This window comes from Alloalcanivorax mobilis, from assembly GCF_002864685.1.
Classification (GTDB): domain Bacteria; phylum Pseudomonadota; class Gammaproteobacteria; order Pseudomonadales; family Alcanivoracaceae; genus Alloalcanivorax; species Alloalcanivorax mobilis.
In genome coordinates this window covers 12,978-31,095 of record NZ_NMQZ01000005.1, presented here as the reverse complement: position 1 = coordinate 31,095, position 18,118 = coordinate 12,978, and the positions used below count along the sequence as shown (strand labels likewise).

General features: G+C 65.8%; 15 protein-coding genes. 5 read left to right on the top strand and 10 right to left on the bottom strand.

What is annotated here, in order from left to right; translation table 11 throughout:
* Window positions 1-39 precede the first annotated feature (39 nt).
* The 3 genes from CGS25_RS04205 to CGS25_RS04195 all read left to right on the top strand — a co-directional run bounded on the left by CGS25_RS04205 (window position 40) and on the right by CGS25_RS04195 (window position 3,017).
* Complete coding sequence (locus tag CGS25_RS04205; RefSeq protein WP_101674685.1) at window positions 40-384, top strand: hypothetical protein; 345 nt, start codon at window positions 40-42, stop codon at window positions 382-384.
* 66 nt (window positions 385-450) lie between these two features.
* Window positions 451-2,304 (top strand): copper resistance system multicopper oxidase, encoded by a 1,854-nt coding sequence (locus CGS25_RS04200; RefSeq protein WP_101674684.1) that lies wholly within the window; start codon window positions 451-453, stop codon window positions 2,302-2,304.
* Window positions 2,301-3,017: a copper resistance protein B gene (locus CGS25_RS04195; protein WP_101674683.1), complete on the top strand. Its 717-nt coding sequence runs from the start codon at window positions 2,301-2,303 to the stop codon at window positions 3,015-3,017. The genes CGS25_RS04200 and CGS25_RS04195 overlap by 4 nt, the downstream gene beginning before the upstream one ends.
* A gap of 108 nt (window positions 3,018-3,125) precedes the next feature.
* On the opposite strand, the gene can is transcribed toward CGS25_RS04195, so the two are convergent.
* Entirely contained in the window at window positions 3,126-3,764 is a 639-nt protein-coding gene (can, locus tag CGS25_RS04190) for a carbonate dehydratase (protein ID WP_089033617.1), read from the bottom strand.
* A 143-nt stretch (window positions 3,765-3,907) separates the two neighbouring features.
* Entirely contained in the window at window positions 3,908-4,894 is a 987-nt protein-coding gene (gene moaA / locus CGS25_RS04185) for a GTP 3',8-cyclase MoaA (RefSeq protein WP_101674682.1), read from the bottom strand.
* A gap of 167 nt (window positions 4,895-5,061) precedes the next feature.
* Between moaA and CGS25_RS04180 the strand changes: the two genes are divergently transcribed.
* A complete protein-coding gene (locus CGS25_RS04180; protein WP_089033619.1) occupies window positions 5,062-5,550 on the top strand; it encodes an FKBP-type peptidyl-prolyl cis-trans isomerase in 489 nt (162 codons plus the stop codon).
* A 256-nt stretch (window positions 5,551-5,806) separates the two neighbouring features.
* Here CGS25_RS04180 and CGS25_RS04175 read toward each other — a convergent pair whose 3' ends face one another.
* Both CGS25_RS04175 and CGS25_RS04170 read right to left on the bottom strand, forming a co-directional pair.
* Complete coding sequence (locus CGS25_RS04175; protein WP_101674681.1) at window positions 5,807-8,227, bottom strand: VolA/Pla-1 family phospholipase; 2,421 nt, start codon at window positions 8,225-8,227, stop codon at window positions 5,807-5,809.
* A gap of 432 nt (window positions 8,228-8,659) precedes the next feature.
* Window positions 8,660-9,544 (bottom strand): LysR family transcriptional regulator, encoded by an 885-nt coding sequence (locus CGS25_RS04170; protein ID WP_089033621.1) that lies wholly within the window; start codon window positions 9,542-9,544, stop codon window positions 8,660-8,662.
* A gap of 106 nt (window positions 9,545-9,650) precedes the next feature.
* Between CGS25_RS04170 and CGS25_RS04165 the strand changes: the two genes are divergently transcribed.
* The gene (locus tag CGS25_RS04165; RefSeq protein WP_089033622.1) at window positions 9,651-10,844 is read left to right on the top strand and encodes a YbfB/YjiJ family MFS transporter; all 1,194 of its coding nucleotides are present in this window, start codon (window positions 9,651-9,653) and stop codon (window positions 10,842-10,844) included.
* Between the two features lie 13 nt (window positions 10,845-10,857).
* Here CGS25_RS04165 and CGS25_RS04160 read toward each other — a convergent pair whose 3' ends face one another.
* The 6 genes from CGS25_RS04160 to CGS25_RS04135 all read right to left on the bottom strand — a co-directional run bounded on the left by CGS25_RS04160 (window position 10,858) and on the right by CGS25_RS04135 (window position 18,006).
* Window positions 10,858-12,306 (bottom strand): cobyric acid synthase, encoded by a 1,449-nt coding sequence (locus CGS25_RS04160; protein ID WP_101674680.1) that lies wholly within the window; start codon window positions 12,304-12,306, stop codon window positions 10,858-10,860.
* A gap of 218 nt (window positions 12,307-12,524) precedes the next feature.
* The gene (gene cobO, locus CGS25_RS04155; protein WP_089033624.1) at window positions 12,525-13,136 is read right to left on the bottom strand and encodes a cob(I)yrinic acid a,c-diamide adenosyltransferase; all 612 of its coding nucleotides are present in this window, start codon (window positions 13,134-13,136) and stop codon (window positions 12,525-12,527) included.
* A gap of 266 nt (window positions 13,137-13,402) precedes the next feature.
* Window positions 13,403-14,218: an ABC transporter ATP-binding protein gene (locus CGS25_RS04150; RefSeq protein WP_101674679.1), complete on the bottom strand. Its 816-nt coding sequence runs from the start codon at window positions 14,216-14,218 to the stop codon at window positions 13,403-13,405.
* Complete coding sequence (locus CGS25_RS04145; protein WP_101674678.1) at window positions 14,218-15,210, bottom strand: FecCD family ABC transporter permease; 993 nt, start codon at window positions 15,208-15,210, stop codon at window positions 14,218-14,220. The genes CGS25_RS04150 and CGS25_RS04145 overlap by 1 nt, the downstream gene beginning before the upstream one ends.
* A complete protein-coding gene (locus CGS25_RS04140) occupies window positions 15,197-16,102 on the bottom strand; it encodes a cobalamin-binding protein (protein WP_101674677.1) in 906 nt (301 codons plus the stop codon). Before CGS25_RS04140 ends, CGS25_RS04145 begins: the two co-directional genes overlap by 14 nt.
* Window positions 16,103-16,143: 41 nt before the next feature.
* Window positions 16,144-18,006, bottom strand: coding sequence for a TonB-dependent receptor domain-containing protein (locus tag CGS25_RS04135; RefSeq protein WP_101674676.1), 1,863 nt, complete (start codon window positions 18,004-18,006; stop codon window positions 16,144-16,146).
* Between the last annotated feature and the right edge of the window lie 112 nt (window positions 18,007-18,118).

Genomic DNA, 18,118 nt, shown 5'->3' with positions numbered 1-18,118 from the left:
CTTGACCCCCGGGCTACCCCAGGGTTCCATGCTTACCCTATGGCCCCGTCCCCGCGTCATCGCCATTTTCTTTTCATTACCGTGCTGATCATGGCGTGGAGCCTGTTGGTGCCCGGCCCGGCGCGGGCGATGCACTCTGGCGGGCCGGCCATGCCCTGCCACGGTGCGGATGTCGGGCACCGGTCCCACGCTGTCGATCTTTGTCAGCATGCCAATGCCAGCGCCAACGCCTGCCATTGCCCGCAGGCGTGCCAGGCCGGCGCCCTGCTCAGCGACGCGGCCATGGCCACCGCCCCGGCTCCACCCGCCACCCCGGTCATAAGCCTTCCCGGTCTCCCTCTCACCGGTTTCTCCACCAGCCCCTGGCGCCCTCCCACCTCCTGACGTTCGCGCGTTTCTTTACAGACCTAATCCACTGACGCACATCGATATCCGATCAGGAGTTTGATCATGGACTCGTTTCCGATTTCCACGGCGCGGCGGCGTTTCGTGCAGGGCATCGCCCTGGGCGGCGCCGCGCTCGGCCTGGGCCTCTCGCCCCGGCAACTGCTGGCCACTCAGAGCCAGACCGGTGCCCCCGAACTCAGCGGCCGCCATTTCGCCCTCACGATTGGCAATACCGGAGTGAACCTCACCGGCCGGCGCGCCAACGCCGTTACCGTCAACGGCACCCTGCCCGCTCCGACTCTGCGCTGGCGCCAGGGCGACACCGTTACCCTGGCGGTCACCAACCACCTGGCCCACACCACATCGATCCATTGGCACGGCATTCTGTTGCCGTTCCAGATGGACGGCGTGCCCGGCATTTCCTTCGCCGGCATCGCCCCCGGTGAAACCTTCACCTACCGGTTCCCGGTGGTGCAAAGCGGCACCTACTGGTACCACAGCCACTCCGGCTTCCAGGAGCAACGCGGCCTCTATGGGGCCCTGGTGATTGACCCCGAGCAGCCCGACCCGGTGGACCGGGACTATGTGGTGGTGCTGTCCGACTGGACCGATGAAGACCCGGACCACCTTTACGCCACGCTGAAAAAACTCAGCGATTATTACAACTTCAATGAGCGCACCGTGTTCGACACATTGCGCGACTTCCGCGAAAAGGGCGTAGCGCAAACCCTGCAGGACCGGCGCATGTGGAACCGCATGCGCATGAGCAGCCGCGATCTGGCGGACGTCACCGGCTACACCTACACCTACCTGACCAACGGCCATACCCCCAATGGCAACTGGACCGCCCTGTTCCAGCCCGGTGAGCGGATCAAGCTGCGGTTTATCAACAGCAGCGCCATGACGTTCTTCGACATCCGCATTCCCGGCCTGGACATGACCGTGGTGGCGATGGACGGCCAGCCGGTGGCGCCGGTGCGCTTCCACGAGTGTCGCCTGGGCGTGGCGGAGACCCTGGATGTGATCGTCACGCCCACCGAAAACCGGGCCTACACCCTGTTCGCGCAAAGCATCGACCGCTCCGGTTTTGCGCGCGGCACGTTAACGCCAAACCCGGCGTTGAGCGCCGCCGTGCCCGCCATGGACGCCCCCACACCGTTGACGCCCCGGGACATGGGCATGGCCGGTATGGACGGTATGGACGGTATGGACGGTATGGACCACGGCCAGATGACGACGATGGAAAGCGACCATCACGCCATGGCCAGCATGGATCACAACGGCATGCACGAAATGCATTCTGGCCAGGCGCCACGCTCGGTGCCGTTCGCCACCGACGCGCACAACCCGGACCTGCCACCACGGAGCAGCGTCGATCAACACGCGCGGTCCGAGCATGGCCCCGGGGTGGACATGCGCGCCCACCAGCCCCAGGCGATGCTTGATGACCCCGGCTTCGGCTTACGCGAGCGGGATTGGAAAGTGCTCACCTACGCCGACCTGGAAACCGCCGGCGGCGCGCCGGACAGCCTCACCGCCGATCGCGAAATCGTCTTGCACCTGACCGGCAACATGGAGCGCTACATGTGGAGCTTTAACGGCATCAAGTTCGCTGATTCGGTGCCGCTTGAGCTGTATCTCGGCGAGCGCGTCAGAATCACCCTGGTCAACGACACCATGATGACCCACCCGATCCACTTGCACGGCATGTGGAGCGACCTGGAGGTCGGCCATGGCAAGCTGTTGCGCAAGCACACCATCACCGTCAAACCCGGCGAGAAACTCAGCTATCTGGTACGCGCCGACGCCGAGGGCGGCTGGGCTTACCACTGCCATTTGCTGTATCACATGGAGGCCGGCATGTTCCGCGAAGTGCGGGTAGTCAAAGCGGCCACGCACGGGGAGGCAAACGGATGAAAATCGGACTCATGCTTGCCACCGCGGTCACCACGCTAATCGCCCTACCCGTTCATGCCATGGACAAAACCGAACCCCGGTTCACCCGCGTGCTGATTGATCAGCTTGAGGTTCGTGACGCGGATCAGGGCATGGTCGGCGCCTGGGACGCCAGCGCCTGGTACGGCGGCGACATCAACAAACTGTATCTGGCCAGTGAAGGCGAGCGCCTGATGGAGCACGGAGGGGAAACCGAAAGTTTCGAGACCCGCGCCGCCTGGAGCCACGCCTTCTCGCCTTTCTGGGACTGGAAGCTCGGTGCCCGCCGCGACTGGCAGCCGGACCATCCCAACCGGGATTGGGCCAGCGTCGGCCTGCAGGGCCTGGCGCCCTATTGGTTCGAAACCAGCCTTGATCTTTTTATCGGGGAACGGGGGCTCAGCAATCTGCGCCTGGAAGCGGAGTACGATCTGCTGCTGACCCAACGGCTGATCCTGGCCCCGGAAATAGAGACCAATCTCTACGGTAAGGAGGACACCGACCTGGGCGTCGGTGCCGGCCTGACGGACATCGAGCTGGGCCTGCGGCTGCGCTATGAAATACGGCGCGAATTCGCCCCCTACATCGGCCTGCACTGGCAACGGCAATTCGGTGACACCGCCGGCTTCACCCGCGAACGCGGCGGCGAAGTGGAACAGACCACGCTGGTGGCCGGGTTCAGGATCTGGTTCTAATAAAAGTGTTCAGTGTTCAGTGTTCAGTGTTCAGTGTTCAGTGTTCAGTGTTCAGTAAATTCTGGCTTTTCCCTGAAAACTGAAAACTGAACACTGAAAACCGTCTTTTTAAACGCTGTAACTGTCCGCTTCCAGCTGACGCAGTTCCTGATTGCTCTGCACGCCCAGCTTCAGGTCACTGAGGTGACCGTCGGCGATCGAATAAATCCAGCCGTGCACGTTCAGCTTCTGGCCGCGCCGCCAGGCTTCCTGGACGATGGTGGTGTTGGCCACGTTGACCAGTTGGCGCTCCACGTTCAGTTCGCACATGCGGTCCACGCGCGCCTGTTCGTCGGGCAGTTCGCCCAGCGATTTCCGGTTGCGCAGATACAGCTCGCGCACCTGGCGCAGCCAATTGTCGATCAGGCCATGGGGCTCATCTTCCATGGCGGCGCGCACACCGCCGCAACCGTAGTGGCCGACCACCATGATGTGCTCCACCTGCAGCACATCGACGCCGAACTGGAGCACCGACAGCAGGTTGAGGTCGGTGTGATTGACCAGATTGGCCACATTGCGGTGCACGAACAACTCGCCCGGCATCAGCCCGACGATCTCGTTGGCCGGCACCCGTGAATCGGCGCAGCCAATCCACAATAATTTCGGTTGCTGCTGACCCACCAGTTTCTCGAAGAAACCCGGGTGTTCGCGTTCAATGCGGTGGCGCCACTCTTCGTTGTTGTCAAAGAGTTCGGGAAGGGTTTTCACTGGGCACTCCCTTGTCGACTATTGGCTATCGGCTATCGGCTGTATCGGAATCCGGGCACATGATGCCGCACTCGGCGGGCGCTGCCACGTGGAATTTGGTCTCAAATATTAACAGACCTGGCGTGCCCCTTGCGCGGGCAGGGTCAACCGCCGGTCATGTTCATGAAGCGCACCACCTGCTCGCCGTCCGCCAGGTCGAAGTGGTGGCGCTCGGGCTTGATCTCCATGCCCTGATGCAACGCCGCGATCAGGGGAGCGTCATGCTCCGGGTGCGCGCGCATCACCGCCCGCAAATCAACACTGTGCTCCTGGCCCAGACACAACAGCAGGCGGCCCTCGGCGGTCACCCGCACCCGGTTGCACAGGTGGCAGAAGTTGTGTGAGTGCGGAGAAATAAAGCCGATGCGGCTGGCCGGATAGCCGCTCGCCCGCCAGTAACGTGACGGCCCGGCGGTTTCCGCCGCCAGCGGCACCAGCGAGTAGCGCCCGGCCAGCCGCTCGCGCAGCTCCACGGACGAAACAAAGGCGTCCGCGCGGCTGTGCTCGCCGATCTCGCCGAGGGGCATTTCCTCGATAAAGGCGATGTCCAGGCCGCGCTCCAGGGCGAAGGCGGTGAGGTCAGCGACTTCGTCGTCGTTGCGGCCCCGCAGAATCACGCTGTTCAGGCGAATACGCTCGAACCCGGCCTGGCACGCCGCGTCGATGCCGGTCAGCACGTCGCTGAGCCGGCCGGTCCGGGTGAGCGCCCGGAAGCGCTCCGCATCCAGTGAGTCCAGGCTGATATTGACGCGGCGCACGCCGGCCGCGCGCAGCGCCCCGGCCTGGTCGGCCAGGCGCGCGCCATTGGTGGTCAGGGTGAGCTCATCCAGGCCCGGCAAACCACCCAGCTGTTGCGCCAGCCAAAGCAGATTCTTGCGCACCAGCGGCTCGCCGCCGGTGAGGCGGATCCGACGCACCCCCTGGGACACCAGAACGCGACCCAGCCGCGCCAGCTCCTCCAGGCTCAACACCCTGGCGCGGGGCACGAAGGTCATCTCTTCGGCCATGCAATAGACACAGCGAAAATCACAGCGGTCGGTCACCGACAGCCGTACGTAGTCAATCGTGCGTCCAAAACGATCCTGCAACATACACAGACGGTAGCAAGGCGCGCGCTGAGGCGCCAGCGACGCGATGCCCGCGGCGGCGCCCGGCGCGCCGGTTGGTCAAGGCCGTCGGCGGGCTGTTACCATAGCGGGCAACTGGACGTCGGCAGGACCGCTGGCGTCGGCCATTCATCAACCCGAATAGGGCCCTCATGCAAATTGCTGACAACAAGGTAGTGGCGTTCCACTACACCCTGACCAACGCAGCCGGCGAGACCATCGATTCATCCCATCAGCGTGAAGAGCCGCTGACCTATCTGCATGGCCACGGCAACATCGTGCCCGGCCTGGAGAGCGCGCTTGCCGGCCAGGAAGCCGGCGCCAAGCTTGAGGTCACCGTTGCCCCCGAAGAGGGCTATGGCGAACGCCACGAAGGCCTGATCCAGCAGGTGCCCACCTCCGCCTTCGAAGGCGCCGACGACAACCTGCAGCCGGGCATGCAATTCCAGGCGCAAACTGAAGCCGGCCCGCGCATCTTCACCATCACCGCGGTGGAAGGCGACCAGGTGACCGTGGATGGCAACCACCCGCTGGCCGGTGAAACCCTCAACTTCAACGTGGAGATCACCGAAGTGCGTGACGCCACCGACGAAGAGCAGGAACACGGCCACGTGCACGGCCCCGACGGCCACGAGCACTAAGCGCGTTTCAGGCCCATCAAAAAAGCCACCTTCGGGTGGCTTTTTTGATGGTGAAGAGAAGCAGGAAACAGGCGTGGGGACAGCCAAAACCACGCTGCTTCAGAGCAAAAGCGCGGTGCCATTCGACCCAAAAGACGTCGCTGGCACGGCCTGCTCCCACGCGGCTCCGTTGCCGGTAGCTGTTTTTCCGTAGGAGCAGGCCGTGCCAGCGGCGGTTTATGTCTTTTGCGTTAAACCGCTGAGATCAAACAACCCCTCAATTCGCCCCGATCAGCACATCCGGAGTCTGCACCTGAATCAGCGTACCGTCGCTGCCCAGGAAGCTGCCCATCTGCGTTTGCATTTCGGTGGTCACGGTGGCGTCCACGCTGGGGTCCAGCAGGGAGCTGTGGGCGCCGGCGTTAAAGCGCGCCACACCGCTCACGCCTTGCGCATTGGCCACGGTGGCGACGATCGGGTCCAGGCCCATGGCGGCGATCAACGGCTCGGTGCCGGACAACGGCGCGCCGAATTCGGCATTGCTGTTGGGGATCACCTGGTCGCCCGGGTTATCGGGGCTGCCGTCGCCCACCACTTCATGCACCAGCACCGCCGGCGTGTTGGCGGTCAGAGTGGCGCCATAGGCGATCGGATCAGCGGCGTCGACGATGGTCTGGGCGGCGAACACGAACTGCGGCAGGAACGCTTCGTAGACCGCCGCCACCAGATCGTCGTAGCCGGCGTCGCCGGGCTGCAGGTTGTTGGTGTTGGCGTCGGCGAGCGCCGCCTGGAAGGTGGCGGATTCCACCAGGCCCGCGCGCACCGTATCGGCGAACGCCGGCGAGAACGCGAACACCCCTGCGAGACCGGCGCCGGGCACCGACAGACCGGCGGCATTGAACTGGAACAGGCCGGACACATCGCTGCCGTCTTCCGGGTTCAGGGTCGGCGTGTTGCCCACCGCCACCGCCTGCACGCCGACAATGGAGCCCAGCGACACGCCGAGATAACGGGCGCTGCTGCCATCCAGTTCGCCGCCGGGGACGGTGGCGGAAGCCAGCGCCACGCGCAGGGCGAGCTGGTCGATCACGCTTTCGCGCAGGTTATCGCGCACCGTGGCCAGGCTGGCCAGGTTGGCGTACAGGCTCACGTCGCTGGCGACCACCGGTGCGTTGGGGCCGCCGCTGGTGGCGGAGATGTCGATGACGTCGTTGCCGTCCACATCGATGCCCCGGCTGCCGTGCATGGGCAGGTCGATGGCGACCATCGCCTGGCCTTGCGCCGCCAGGGTGCCGGCGATCGCCAGGCCGGTTTCCTTGTAGGAGGTGATGCCGTGGCCATACACCGTCACCGGCCAGCCAACCGGCCCCTCGGTGAGCGGGTCGAGCCCCATTTGCGCGCGAATCGCGTTCGCGATGGTGGCGTCAGGGACGGTGATCAGCACGTCCACGGTCTGCACCGATTGCACCGCCGGCACCGGGTTGAACTGGGTCATAAAGCGGTTGGGGTCAACGCTGTCGCCTTGGTCATCGGTGAAGCTGGCGCCGATCAGCAAGCTCGGGTCGGCGAGCGCGGCACTGGGATCAATACCCTGGTTCGCCGCCTGCTGGCCATAGTTGGACTGGCTCAGCCGGCCCTCCTGCAACGCCAGCAAGACCGCCGCCGGGCTGTCGCCCGCCGCGATCCAACGGGACGAGATGGCCGGGCACGCGGTGGCCAGATTCTGCGGGTCGCACTCGCCGTTGCCGATCTTGGCCGGGGTCGGGAAGTCGAGGAAATAGGGCAGTGTCAGTTGCGCCTGATAGACCTTGGCGGCGGAGGCCAGTTGCGCCGCCGGTGAACCGGCTTCGATGGCGCCCTGGGCAATCAGCAGTTGGGCGGCGGTGAGGCCGGTGTCCACCGGCGTGCTGAGGCTCAGCACCTGGTTGCCGAGCGCGCCCAGCAACGCCAGCTTGGCGCCGGCCAGCACATCAATGGTGCTCTCGGTGGTGAACAGGCCGGAATAAGTGACCGTGTTCTTGGCCACGCCGGATTGCTCAAGCAGGCCTTCGTAGCTGTTCACCGCCTGCTGCAAGGTGGCCTCGGAGCTGCCCGGCTCGCCGCCGGCGGCGTTCTGCTTGAGCAGATTGTAGGTGCTGTCGCCGAGCACCGGATTGCCTTGGGTGTCCTGCAGCGCGGTGGTGGTGGCGATCACATAGGAGGTCTTCGCCTTCAGCGGCTTGAGCGGAACCACCGCGATGCTGTCACCGGAGAAGCTGGCCACATAGTCGCTGCCGTAGGTGAGGGTATCGCTGAGCTGGCAGGCGGCGATCGGTGACAGATCCGGGCAGTCGCTGCCGCCGCCGGCGGTCACTTCCAGCAACACCACGCCGTTGGCCTGTTGGATCGAGCCCTGCGGAAGGCTGGTGTTGGCCGGCACGTCCAGGTCGATGGTGAACGGCGTGCTCACCGACCAACCGTCCAGGCTGGAGAGCACGCCCTGGGGATCGAACGGGTTGGTCTCGTCGGCGCCGGGAATGTTCAGCGTGCCATCGGTGGTGCCGCTCTTCAGCAAATCGTTGGGAATCGGCAGAACACCGCCGGCCGGGTCGTAGCTGATGCGGGCAGCGGGCGCCACCGGGTCGTTGTCGCCACCGCCGCCGCACGCGCTCAGGCCCGCGGCCGCCAGAATGGCCAGAGTAATCAATGATTTATTCATGACGTTCCCAGATTATTGATGTTGTTCGTTATGGGCGGCTCCGTGGCCACGCCAGCGTGCCGGCATGGTGGAGACATCGCATCGGAATACGGAGGCACGCCGACGTCGCGGATTCGGCCACGACAACGCCTGGTCCGCGCCCGCCTCCGCACCGCTCGGCCTGATGCCCGGCCCCGCTCCGAAGTACGGATCAGTCTAAACATTTGCCCCGTGTCGCGCGACAGCTACGCATTTTTTCAAAAAAACACATAACTCTTTGAAAAAGTTAAAAATTCACGCCTTAAACGAAGCGTTTACCTCTGAAAAAGTCGCGTTCTCAGCCATCATTTTACTTTTTGAGTGGCGCTTTTTTTTGAAAAAAAGCCTGTTTTTCAGACGCCGCCTGGATTCTTTAGCGCCACTTTCGCTGTCACGGCGCACACGACCGGGCGGTCACGCGACGCTCCGCGCCTCTGGCATCCACTCCCCTTCCATGAACACCGCCAGCGCCCGGCTCCAGGTGCCCTTCGGGGTGCTGGCGATCACCGTGGTCACCCGCGCCAGATCATCCGGCAACTCGGCGATGTGCAATTGAAAGCGCTGGCGGTACTGGCCAACGGCGGATTCCGGCAACACCGCCACGCCCATGCCCGCCGCCACGCAGCCGACAATCGCATCCAGGCTGCCGAATTCGTGAATGCGCGGTGCCGGCGCGCGCTGCCCGGCCAGCAGCATTTCCACCGTCTGCCGGTAACCGCAGCCCTGCCGGAAGGCCAGAAAGGGCGTGCGCGAAAGGGTCTGGCGGTCCGGCAGCCCGCCCTGTAAAGGGCGGCCGCTGACCAGCACCAGGCGCTCCTCGAACACCGGTTTCATCAGCAAATCGTCCCCCTCTTCGCCTTCCACGGCGAGAAACGCCGCGTCCAGCTGGCCGGCGCGCAGCGCCTCGATCAGTTCGGCGCTGGTGCCGGTGCGCAGGTGCACGGCGATCGACGGCCAGCGGCGCGCGAAGGTGGTCAGCAAACGCGGCAAGTGCACCGCGGCGGTGGTTTCCATGCTGCCCAGCCGCAGTTCGCCGGCGGGCTCGCCATCGGCACGGAAGCAGGCACGCGCCTGGGCATGCAGGGCGCCGATACGGCGCGCATAATCGAGCAATTGATGGCCGGCGGGGGTCGGTGCCACCGGCGTGCGCCGGCTAAGCAGGGAGACCTCCAGCTCCGCTTCCAGTTTTTTGATGTGCGCGGTGACGTTGGATTGCACGGTATGCAAGCGCTCGGCGGCGGCGCTGAAGCTGCCGGTCTCCACCACCGCGGTGAACATTTCCAGAGAGCGAATCAACATGACGAGGCCCTATTTCAAATATCGATAGACGGCATCTTAAAAAATCATTTCCAGTGATAAAAGCACTCTGTTTTACTGCCGCCCTGATCCTCAGCAAGGACCGCTCATGACCGCTCCCCGCCCTCTCTCCGCCGGCCGTCTGATTGTGATGGGCGCCGCCGCCACCCTGGTTGGCGTCGGCCTGGGCCGTTTCGCCTACGCGGCCCTGCTGCCGGGGCTGATCGAAGCGGGCTGGCTGAGCCAGGCGGACGCCGGCTATGTGGGCGCCGCCAACCTGCTCGGCTATTTGTTCGGTGCGCTGCTCGCCAGCCGCGCCGCCCGCTGGCTGGGCGCCGGGCCGGTGATCAAGGGCTCGGCGCTGTTGATCGGCATCGGCTTCGCCGCCAATGCCTGGGCTGGCCCGGTATGGTGGTTCACCCTGTGGCGCTTCGTGGCCGGCGCCACCGGCGCCTTTCTGATGGTGGTGGCGCCGTCGCTGATCGCCCGCCAGTTGCCCGAATCCAAGCGCAAGAAGGGCACCACCTGGGTGTTCGCTGGCATCGGCATCGGCGTGTTTCTGTCCGCCACGCTGGTGCCCGCGCTGATCCAACAGGGGCTGGCGTTCGCCTGGGCCGGCCTGGCGCTGGTGTGCCTGCCGGCGATCTGGTTGATCTGGGTGCGCTGGCCAGCACCGCCCAGCGCCGCTCAGCAGCCGACGGCGCCGGCCCAGGGCGCGGGCCTGCTGCTGGCGCTGGTGTATCTGGGTTATTCCCTGGATGCGGTGGGCTTCGTGCCGCACACCGTGTTCTGGGTGGACTACCTGGAGCGCCAGCGCGGTTTCACCACCTTCGCCGCCGCCCTGCAGTGGGGCACGTTCGCGCTGGGCGCCATCGCCGGGCCCTTTCTGGTCGGTGCGCTGGCCCGCCGCGTCGGCTGGCACCGCACCCTGGTCACCGCTCTGACACTGAAAGGCAGCGCCGTGCTGCTGCCGGCGCTGGTGCCCGGCCTGGCCGCCATCAGCGTGTCGTCGTTCGTGGTTGGCGCCATGATCCCCGGCATGGTGGCGACCACCGCCGGCCGTATTGGCGAACTGGTGTCACCGGATCACCAGACCCTCGCCTGGGGGCGCGCCACCGCCCTGTTCGCCCTGGCCCAGGCCGGCTCCGCCTATCTGATGGCGGCGCTGTACGCCCACGCCGACAACAGCGGGCTGATCTTCCAACTCGGCGGTGCGTCCCTGCTCAGCGGCGCGGTGATCGTACTGCTGTCACCACGTCTGGCCGGCCGCCAGGCCGACCGGAACAGCGAAGCCGCCGGGTAACGCCGGCGGCGGTTCAGCCCAGGCCGAGCGCCTGGTCCAGCAGGGCACGGTCAAGGTGCGCGTCGATCATGTCCGCCAGGCGATCCAGTTGTGATTCCCGGTGGGCCGCGTAATCCAGCGCTTCGGCGGACTGCGCGCCGAGCCGGGCGAGCAGGGCATCGCAGGCGTCGGGCTGGTCGAACAGGCCGTGCGGGTAACCGCCCAGCACCTGGCCGTCGTCACTGATCGCGCCATCGGCGCGGCCGTCGATGTGAAACAGCGGGCGCGCCAGCGCCGCGCCGGTGGTCACGCCATTGTGGATCTCGTAACCGTGCACGGTCTCGCCGCCGGGTTGCAGGCGGGCGTTCACCCGGCGCAGTTGTTTGCCCGGCACCAGGGTGGTTTCCATGTCCAGCAGGCCCAGCCCGGCGCTGCTGCCGGCCTCGCCTTCCAGGCCCTGGGGATCGTGAATCGCGCGCCCCAGCATCTGAAAGCCACCGCAAATGCCCAGCACCCGGCCGCCGTAGCGTAAATGGCGGACAATCGCCCGGTCCCAGCCCTGTTGGCGCAGCCAGGCGAGGTCGGCGCGGCTGTGTTTGCTGCCCGGCAGCACGATCACGTCCGCCGCCGGGATCGGCCGGTCCGGCCCGACCAGCAGCAACTCCACGCCGGGGTGCAAACGCAACGGATCAAAGTCGTTGTGATTGCTGATGCGCGGCAACACCGGCACCGCCACGCGCAGGGCCCCGGCGCGGTGCTCACCGCCGCCGGCCACCGCGTCCTCGGCGTCCAGCAACAACCCCTGCAAGTAGGGCAACACGCCGAACACCGGCTTGCCGGTGCGCTGTTCCAGCCAGTGCAGGCCGCTGTCCAGCAACGCAGGATCACCGCGAAAGCGGTTGATGATAAAACCCTGAACGCGCGCCTGTTCGCTGTCCGAAAGCAGCGCCAGAGTGCCCACCAGTTGCGCGAACACGCCACCCCGGTCGATGTCGCCCACCAGCAACACCGGGCAATCGGCGGCTTCCGCGAAGCCCATGTTGGCGATGTCGTTCTCGCGCAGATTGATCTCCGCCGGGCTGCCGGCGCCTTCAGCGATGATCACGTCGTAACGGCTGGAGAGATCCCGCCAGGCGTCCATCACCGCCGCCCGGGCGGTGCGCTTGTAATCGTGATAGGCAAGCGCCTCCATGTTACCCAGCACCTGGCCGCGCACGATCACCTGCGCGCCGCGATCACTCTGCGGCTTGAGCAGCACCGGGTTCATGTCGCTGTGCGGCGCCAGCCCGCAGGCCAGCGCCTGCAACGCGGTAGAGCGGCCGATCTCACCGCCGTCCACCGTCACCGCGCTGTTCAACGCCATGTTCTGCGGCTTGAACGGCGCCACCGCCACCCCGCGCCGCGCCAACCACCGGCACAACGCCGCCACCACGGTGCTTTTGCCCGCGTCGGAGGTGGTGCCTTGGATCATCAAAGAAGTCATGGAGAATCAGTTACAAGTTGAAAGTTAAAAGTTGAAACGCGGTCGAAGCACTATGAAGAACTAAAAGTGGGGTAGGCGCGACTAGACGCGTGGTGTCACCGGTCGGCACGAAGCACCCAGACAAATTCTCCAGCACCACGAAGCGCGGTTGCTACCGTTTCCAGCCGGCAGGGCCTGACCGCGTTTTAACTTTTAACTTTTAACTTTCAACTCGCCCCTCACAACTCCACCCCCTTCTGCGCCCGCACGCCAAGATCCTTGAACGCATGCTTGACCACCTTCATCTCAGTGACGGTGTCGGCCAGTTCGATCAGCGGTTTGGGGGCGTAGCGGCCGGTGACCACGGCGTGTTGCAGGTCCGGGCGCGCTTGCAGGTCGTCGAGCACGGTGTCCAGGTCCAGATAGTCGTAGCGCAGCGCGATGTTCAGTTCATCCAGCAAGACCAGCTGATAGGCCGGGTCGCGCAGCATCGCGCGGGCGATCTCCCAGGCCGCTTCGGCGGCGGCCACGTCCCGTTCGCGGTCCTGGGTGTCCCAGGTGTAGCCCTCGCCCATGACGTGGTAATCCACGTTGGGCAGATGACGGAAAAACGCTTCCTCGCCGGTGCTGAAAGCCCCTTTGATAAATTGCACCACGCCCACTTTCATGCCGTGGCCCAGGGCTCTTGCCGCCATGCCAAAACCGGAGCTGCTCTTGCCCTTGCCCGGCCCGGTCAGCACCAGCAGCACACCCTGGTCGTTCTGGGCGCGGGCGATGCGCTCCTGCATGATTTTTTGCTTCTTGGCCATCCGCTCGGCATGGCGCTGCGGGGTCTTGACGTCGTCTCGCATTAGGGCCTGTTCACACTAATTTAGATGGTCACGTTGCCGCCCCAAAGCGGGCCAGGCAAGGCGCGAGGAGAGAGGTTTAGCATACTAAATGAACGACGAGCAACACCGCCTGGCCCGCTTTGGGGCGCAACCCGAAGAGCCGGGGCCGTTTTCGCGTAATCCCGCGTTGCGGCTCGCTTATGTGGCGGGCCACATCGCGCTCACCGCGCCTTGTCTTGCGCGAAAATGGCCTCCGGCGCGACCATCAAAATGAGTGTGAACAGGCCCTAGTCATCACCTTTGCAAAAATCCGTGGAACCGGCGCCGGCCGGCTTCGTCCGCACCGGTACGAACACCGGAGCGCCGTCCACCTCGGCCACCGCCAGAGGTTGCCCGTACAGCCGCTCCAGTGCCTCGGGCACCAGCATGGTGGCGGCCGGGCCATGACACAGCCGGCCGTCCGGATACAGCAACAACACCTGGTCGCACCAGCGCGCCGCCAGATTCAGATCGTGCAGGCACATCAAGACCGAGCGGCCCTGGCCGGCCTGCTCCGCCAGCAGCCGCATCACCGCCACCTGGTGGTGCAAATCCAAATGGTTGGTGGGCTCATCGGCCAGCCAGACCGACGGTGTTTGCGTGAGCGCGGTGGCGATCGCCACCCGTTGCCGTTCACCACCGGAAAGCGTACTCACCAGGCGCGCCGACAACGCGCTCAGATCAAGACGCGCCAGGGCGTCGCGGGCCAGCGCCAGATCTTCAGCGCTCTCGGTGCGCCACGGCGCCAGCCAGGGGTGGCGCCCGATCAACGCGGTTTCCAGCACCGTGGCCGGGAAGCCATCCTGGCGTTCCTGGAACACCACCGCCAGCCGCTGCGCCAACGCTCGCCGCCGCCAATCATCCACCCGACGCCCCTCAAACAACACCTGCCCGGCGCGGGGCGCGCGCAACCCGGCCAGGGTGTGCAGCAGGGTGGTTTTGCCGGCGCCATTGGGGCCCAACACGGCCCAGCGCTGGCCCGGCTCGATGCTCAGATTGAGCGCCGCGCCACTGGCCCGGCCGGGCACATCGATGATCAGGTCACGGGCCTCCAGCACGCTCATCAGCGGCTCCGGTACAGCAGATACAGGAAGCAGGGCACGCCGAGCAGCGCGGTGATCACCCCCACCGGCAACTGCTGTGGGGCCATCAGGGTGCGCGCCAGGGTGTCCGCCAGAGTCAACAGCGCGCCGCCGCCCAGTACGCAGGCGGGCAGGATCACGCGCTGGTCGTTGCCCAGCACCAGACGCAACAGATGCGGCACCACCAGGCCGACGAAGCCAACGCTGCCGGCGGTGGTCACCGCCACCGCGGTGAGCAGGCTGGCGAGCACATACACCAGTGCCTCCAGAGGTTTGACCGAAACACCCAGAGCGGCCGCCTGCAACGGGCCGCGCGCCAGCACATTGAGGCTGCGGCCGGCCGGCACGGTGAGCAGGCAAACCACCACCAGCACCGCCCAGGGCAGGCCGGGGTTGCCGGCGTAGGTGAGGTCGCCCATCAGCCAGTAGAGCATGCCGGGCAGGCGCTCCGCCGGCCCCAGGGTAAGCAGAAAGGTGACCACCGCGCCCCAACCCGCCGCCACCACCACACCGGTGAGCAGTAATCGGGTCGGGGTCCAACCGCCGACGCCATGGGCCAGGCCGAACACCAGCAAGGTCGACACCAGGGCGCCAGCGAACGCCGAGCCCGACACCAGCGCGGTGCCGGCGCCGGCCAGCATGGCGCCCAGCGCGCCCACCGCCGCGCCGCCGGACAGCCCGAGCACGTAAGGGTCGGCCAGGGGATTGCGCAACAGCACCTGCATCAGGCCGCCGGCCAGGGCCAGCAGGCCGCCGGTGGCGAAGGCGCTGAGCGCGCGCGGGCCGCGCAGGGTAAAAATCAGATCGTGGTGCAGGCCGCTGCCGCCGCCGGTGAGCGCGCCCCACAATTGCCCGGGCGACATCGCCACGCTGCCCACCGCCACCGACACCGCCAGCGTGGCCAGCCCGGCCAGCGCCAGCAACGCCAGCGCCGGCCAGGGAAAGCGCGGCGCGCGCGGCTCAGCGCCGGCCACGGGCGCTCTCCAGTTGCCCGCACAGCCGTTGCGCGCCGTCCAACAGGCGCGGTGTCGGCCGTTGCAAGGTGGACGGCGGCACGAAGAACAGAGTGTCCCGGCGCACCGCGGTGAGCGACGCGAATTTACGCCAGGGCTTCAGCCAGGCCGGGTTTTCCTCGCCCATGCCGCCGGCGACAATCGCCTCCGGGTCCGCGTCCAGCACCGCTTCCCGACCGATACGCGGGGTCAGCGCGGGCAGATCGGCGAACACATTGCGGCCCCCACACAGCTCGATCACCTGGCTGATCAAGTGCTCGCCGTTCACCGTCATCAGCGGCTCTTCCCAGACCTCATAGAACACCGATACCGGCGCGGCGTCCCGGTAGCGTTTGGCGAGCGCGTCGATGCCGTCGCGAAACCGCTGCGCCCGGACGCCGCCCACCGCTTCGCTGCCGGCCAGCGTGGCGAAACGCTGCAGCGTGCTCGCCACGTCATCAAAGCGGCGCGGCTCGCTGTAGTACAGGGTTTGTCCGAGGCTTTCCAAGCGCTCGGTCTGGGCGCGCGGATTGCCGCTGCGCCAGGCGATGATCAGATCCGGCTTAAGCGCCAGAATGCGCTCCAGGTCGAGCCGCTTGTAACTGCCCACCCGGGGAATTTTCTTGGCCGCCTCGGGGAAATCGCTGAAGCCCACGGCGCCTACCACCCGCTCGCCGGCGCCGGCGTCGAACAGCAACTCGGTGGCCCCCGGTGACAACGACACGATGCGCTGCGCCGGCTGCGCCAGACACACCTCACGGGCGGCGTCGTCGGTGACGCAGCGCGCTGGCGCGGCCGGTTCGGCGCATACCGCCATGGCCAGCACGGTGAGCGCCAGCCCGACACAACAACGGAAATGAACAGGCCGAATCATGGCGCTCCTTATAATGACGCTCCTTGGGTGCCGGATAGGCTCTAGCGAGTGTCGTAACGCAGGCTCAGAAACATTGCCCGGCCGGGGTTCAGATAATCCCAGCCGCTGAAGTTACGGCTGGTGGTGTATTGCCGATCAAAAAGATTCCTGACCGTGAAGCGGGTCGACCAGCCCGGCGCGAACCGCCAGCCGGCGCGCAGGTTGAGCATGCCATAACCAGGCAGCCGCTGATCGTTGGCGGCGTCGTTATACCGATGATTCTGAAAAATCGCCGAACCGCCCAGAGTGACGTCGCCGAGCGTGCGATCCAGGTCCAGGCGCAGGCTGCGCGTGGCACGGCGTTGGAGCACATTGTCGGTTTCCTTGTCGCGGGGGTCCAGCGCGGTCACCGCCGCCACCAGCCGCCATTGATCCAGCTCCACGCCAGCGGACAACTCGGCGCCACGGATGCGCGCCTCGTTGACGTTGTACGGTGCGTAGCGGCCGTCACGGGTGGCGTAATCGATCAGGTCGTCGACGTCGGTCTGGAACAACGCCAGATCCCAGAACCAGTTCTGGTACTGACCACGGGCGCCAAGCTCGCCGCTGCGCGAACTCTCCGGATCGAGCGCTTCATTGCCAAACCCCGGGTAGTAGAGATCGTTGAAGGTCGGAGCCCGGAATGCGCTCGCATAACTGGCGCGCAGCCGGTGGTGGGCGTCGAGCTTATAGCCAAGGGCCAACGCCCCGGTGGTTTTACCGCCAAAGGCTTCGTTGTCGTCGTAGCGCACGCTGGTCTGCACATCGGCGGGGCCAAAGTTCAGCAGTGCCTGAACGAAGGCCGCGCTGTTATCACGGCGGTCTTCCAGATAGGCGGTACTGCTGTCGATCTGATCGCGCAGAAACTCCGCTCCGGCCACGAACTGATGGGCGCCGAACGCGAACGTGTTGCGCCAATGGACGATGCGGGTGCGGGTGTCGAATACGCTGTCGTTGACGCCGTCGGTGTAGTTTTCGTTCTGATCCTTCGCTTCGCTGATCTGCAACCGGCTGACCCAGGCGTCGGTCAGCGGCATATCGGCATACACCGACGCCACCTGCATGACGTAATCGGTGTTGGTGTCCTGGGCCGGGGTACTGCCTTCGAATTCGGTGTTGCCTTGAGCGCGCAGGCCAGACACGCCAATCTCACCGCCGTTGTCGAAACGGTGGCTGAGCCGGGCAACGCCGGAGGTGTTGTCGTAGCCGCGATCCTCACTGTGTTCCCGAATTTCGGAGCCGGCGGTGCGGAAGCGATCCACACCCACCGACAGCCGGGTGCCGTTCTGCTCGGTGGCGAAGCCGGCGCCCACTTCCTGGGAGCCGAACGAACCGCCGCCCAGTTCGATCCAGCCGCCGGGCCGTTCGCCGTTGGGGGTGAACACTTGCACCACCCCGCCCAGGGCATCGGCACCGTACAGGCTGGCGCGCGGGCCGCGCACGATTTCCACGCGGTCGATCAGCGATGGCGGCAGGAACTGCCAGGAGGGGCTGCCGGCGGTGGCTGAGCGTAACCGCACGCCGTCCACCAGCAACAAGGTGGAGCTGCTGCCGGTGCCGCGCATATAAACACTGGTGGTCTTGCCGAAGCCACCGTTACCGACCACATCGACGCCCGGCTGGCCGAGCAGCACATCGGTGAATTGGGTGGGTTGCTGTTCGCGCAGTTGTTGCTCGTCGATCACCGTGACCGAGGTCATCGAGGCTTCACTGGTCTGGCTGGTGAGAGTCGGGGTCACCACCACCGGATCGAGATTGAACGCCAGTCGCGGCGGCTCATCGCTCGATGCACTTGAAGATGATGGTTCGGTTTGCGCTTGCGCCCCCAGAGACAGCAAGCCGATGGCCACAGCGCCGCCGGCCATGGCGAAAGGTTTCAATAACATGAGTGTCGTTCCCTTGGCCGCGCTCACCCGCACGGCAAATGGTGATAGCCGCGGCGGTCACGCAGGGAGGTATCGGGAACGAAGAAGAGAGTCCGGCCCACCCCGCCGTTGC

Bases quoted from the DNA above. Each gene is read 5' to 3' on its own strand.
- CGS25_RS04195 (WP_101674683.1), top strand. From the start codon at position 2,301: ATGAAAATCGGACTCATGCTTGCCACCGCGGTCACCACGCTAATCGCC.
- CGS25_RS04175 (WP_101674681.1), bottom strand. From the start codon at position 8,227: ATGAATAAATCATTGATTACTCTGGCCATTCTGGCGGCCGCGGGCCTG.
- CGS25_RS04170 (WP_089033621.1), bottom strand. From the start codon at position 9,544: ATGTTGATTCGCTCTCTGGAAATGTTCACCGCGGTGGTGGAGACCGGC.
- CGS25_RS04205 (WP_101674685.1), top strand. From the start codon at position 40: ATGGCCCCGTCCCCGCGTCATCGCCATTTTCTTTTCATTACCGTGCTG.
- CGS25_RS04165 (WP_089033622.1), top strand. From the start codon at position 9,651: ATGACCGCTCCCCGCCCTCTCTCCGCCGGCCGTCTGATTGTGATGGGC.
- CGS25_RS04200 (WP_101674684.1), top strand. From the start codon at position 451: ATGGACTCGTTTCCGATTTCCACGGCGCGGCGGCGTTTCGTGCAGGGC.
- CGS25_RS04140 (WP_101674677.1), bottom strand. From the start codon at position 16,102: ATGATTCGGCCTGTTCATTTCCGTTGTTGTGTCGGGCTGGCGCTCACC.
- CGS25_RS04160 (WP_101674680.1), bottom strand. From the start codon at position 12,306: ATGACTTCTTTGATGATCCAAGGCACCACCTCCGACGCGGGCAAAAGC.
- moaA (WP_101674682.1), bottom strand. From the start codon at position 4,894: ATGTTGCAGGATCGTTTTGGACGCACGATTGACTACGTACGGCTGTCG.
- CGS25_RS04180 (WP_089033619.1), top strand. From the start codon at position 5,062: ATGCAAATTGCTGACAACAAGGTAGTGGCGTTCCACTACACCCTGACC.
- CGS25_RS04150 (WP_101674679.1), bottom strand. From the start codon at position 14,218: ATGAGCGTGCTGGAGGCCCGTGACCTGATCATCGATGTGCCCGGCCGG.
- cobO (WP_089033624.1), bottom strand. From the start codon at position 13,136: ATGCGAGACGACGTCAAGACCCCGCAGCGCCATGCCGAGCGGATGGCC.
- CGS25_RS04135 (WP_101674676.1), bottom strand. From the start codon at position 18,006: ATGTTATTGAAACCTTTCGCCATGGCCGGCGGCGCTGTGGCCATCGGC.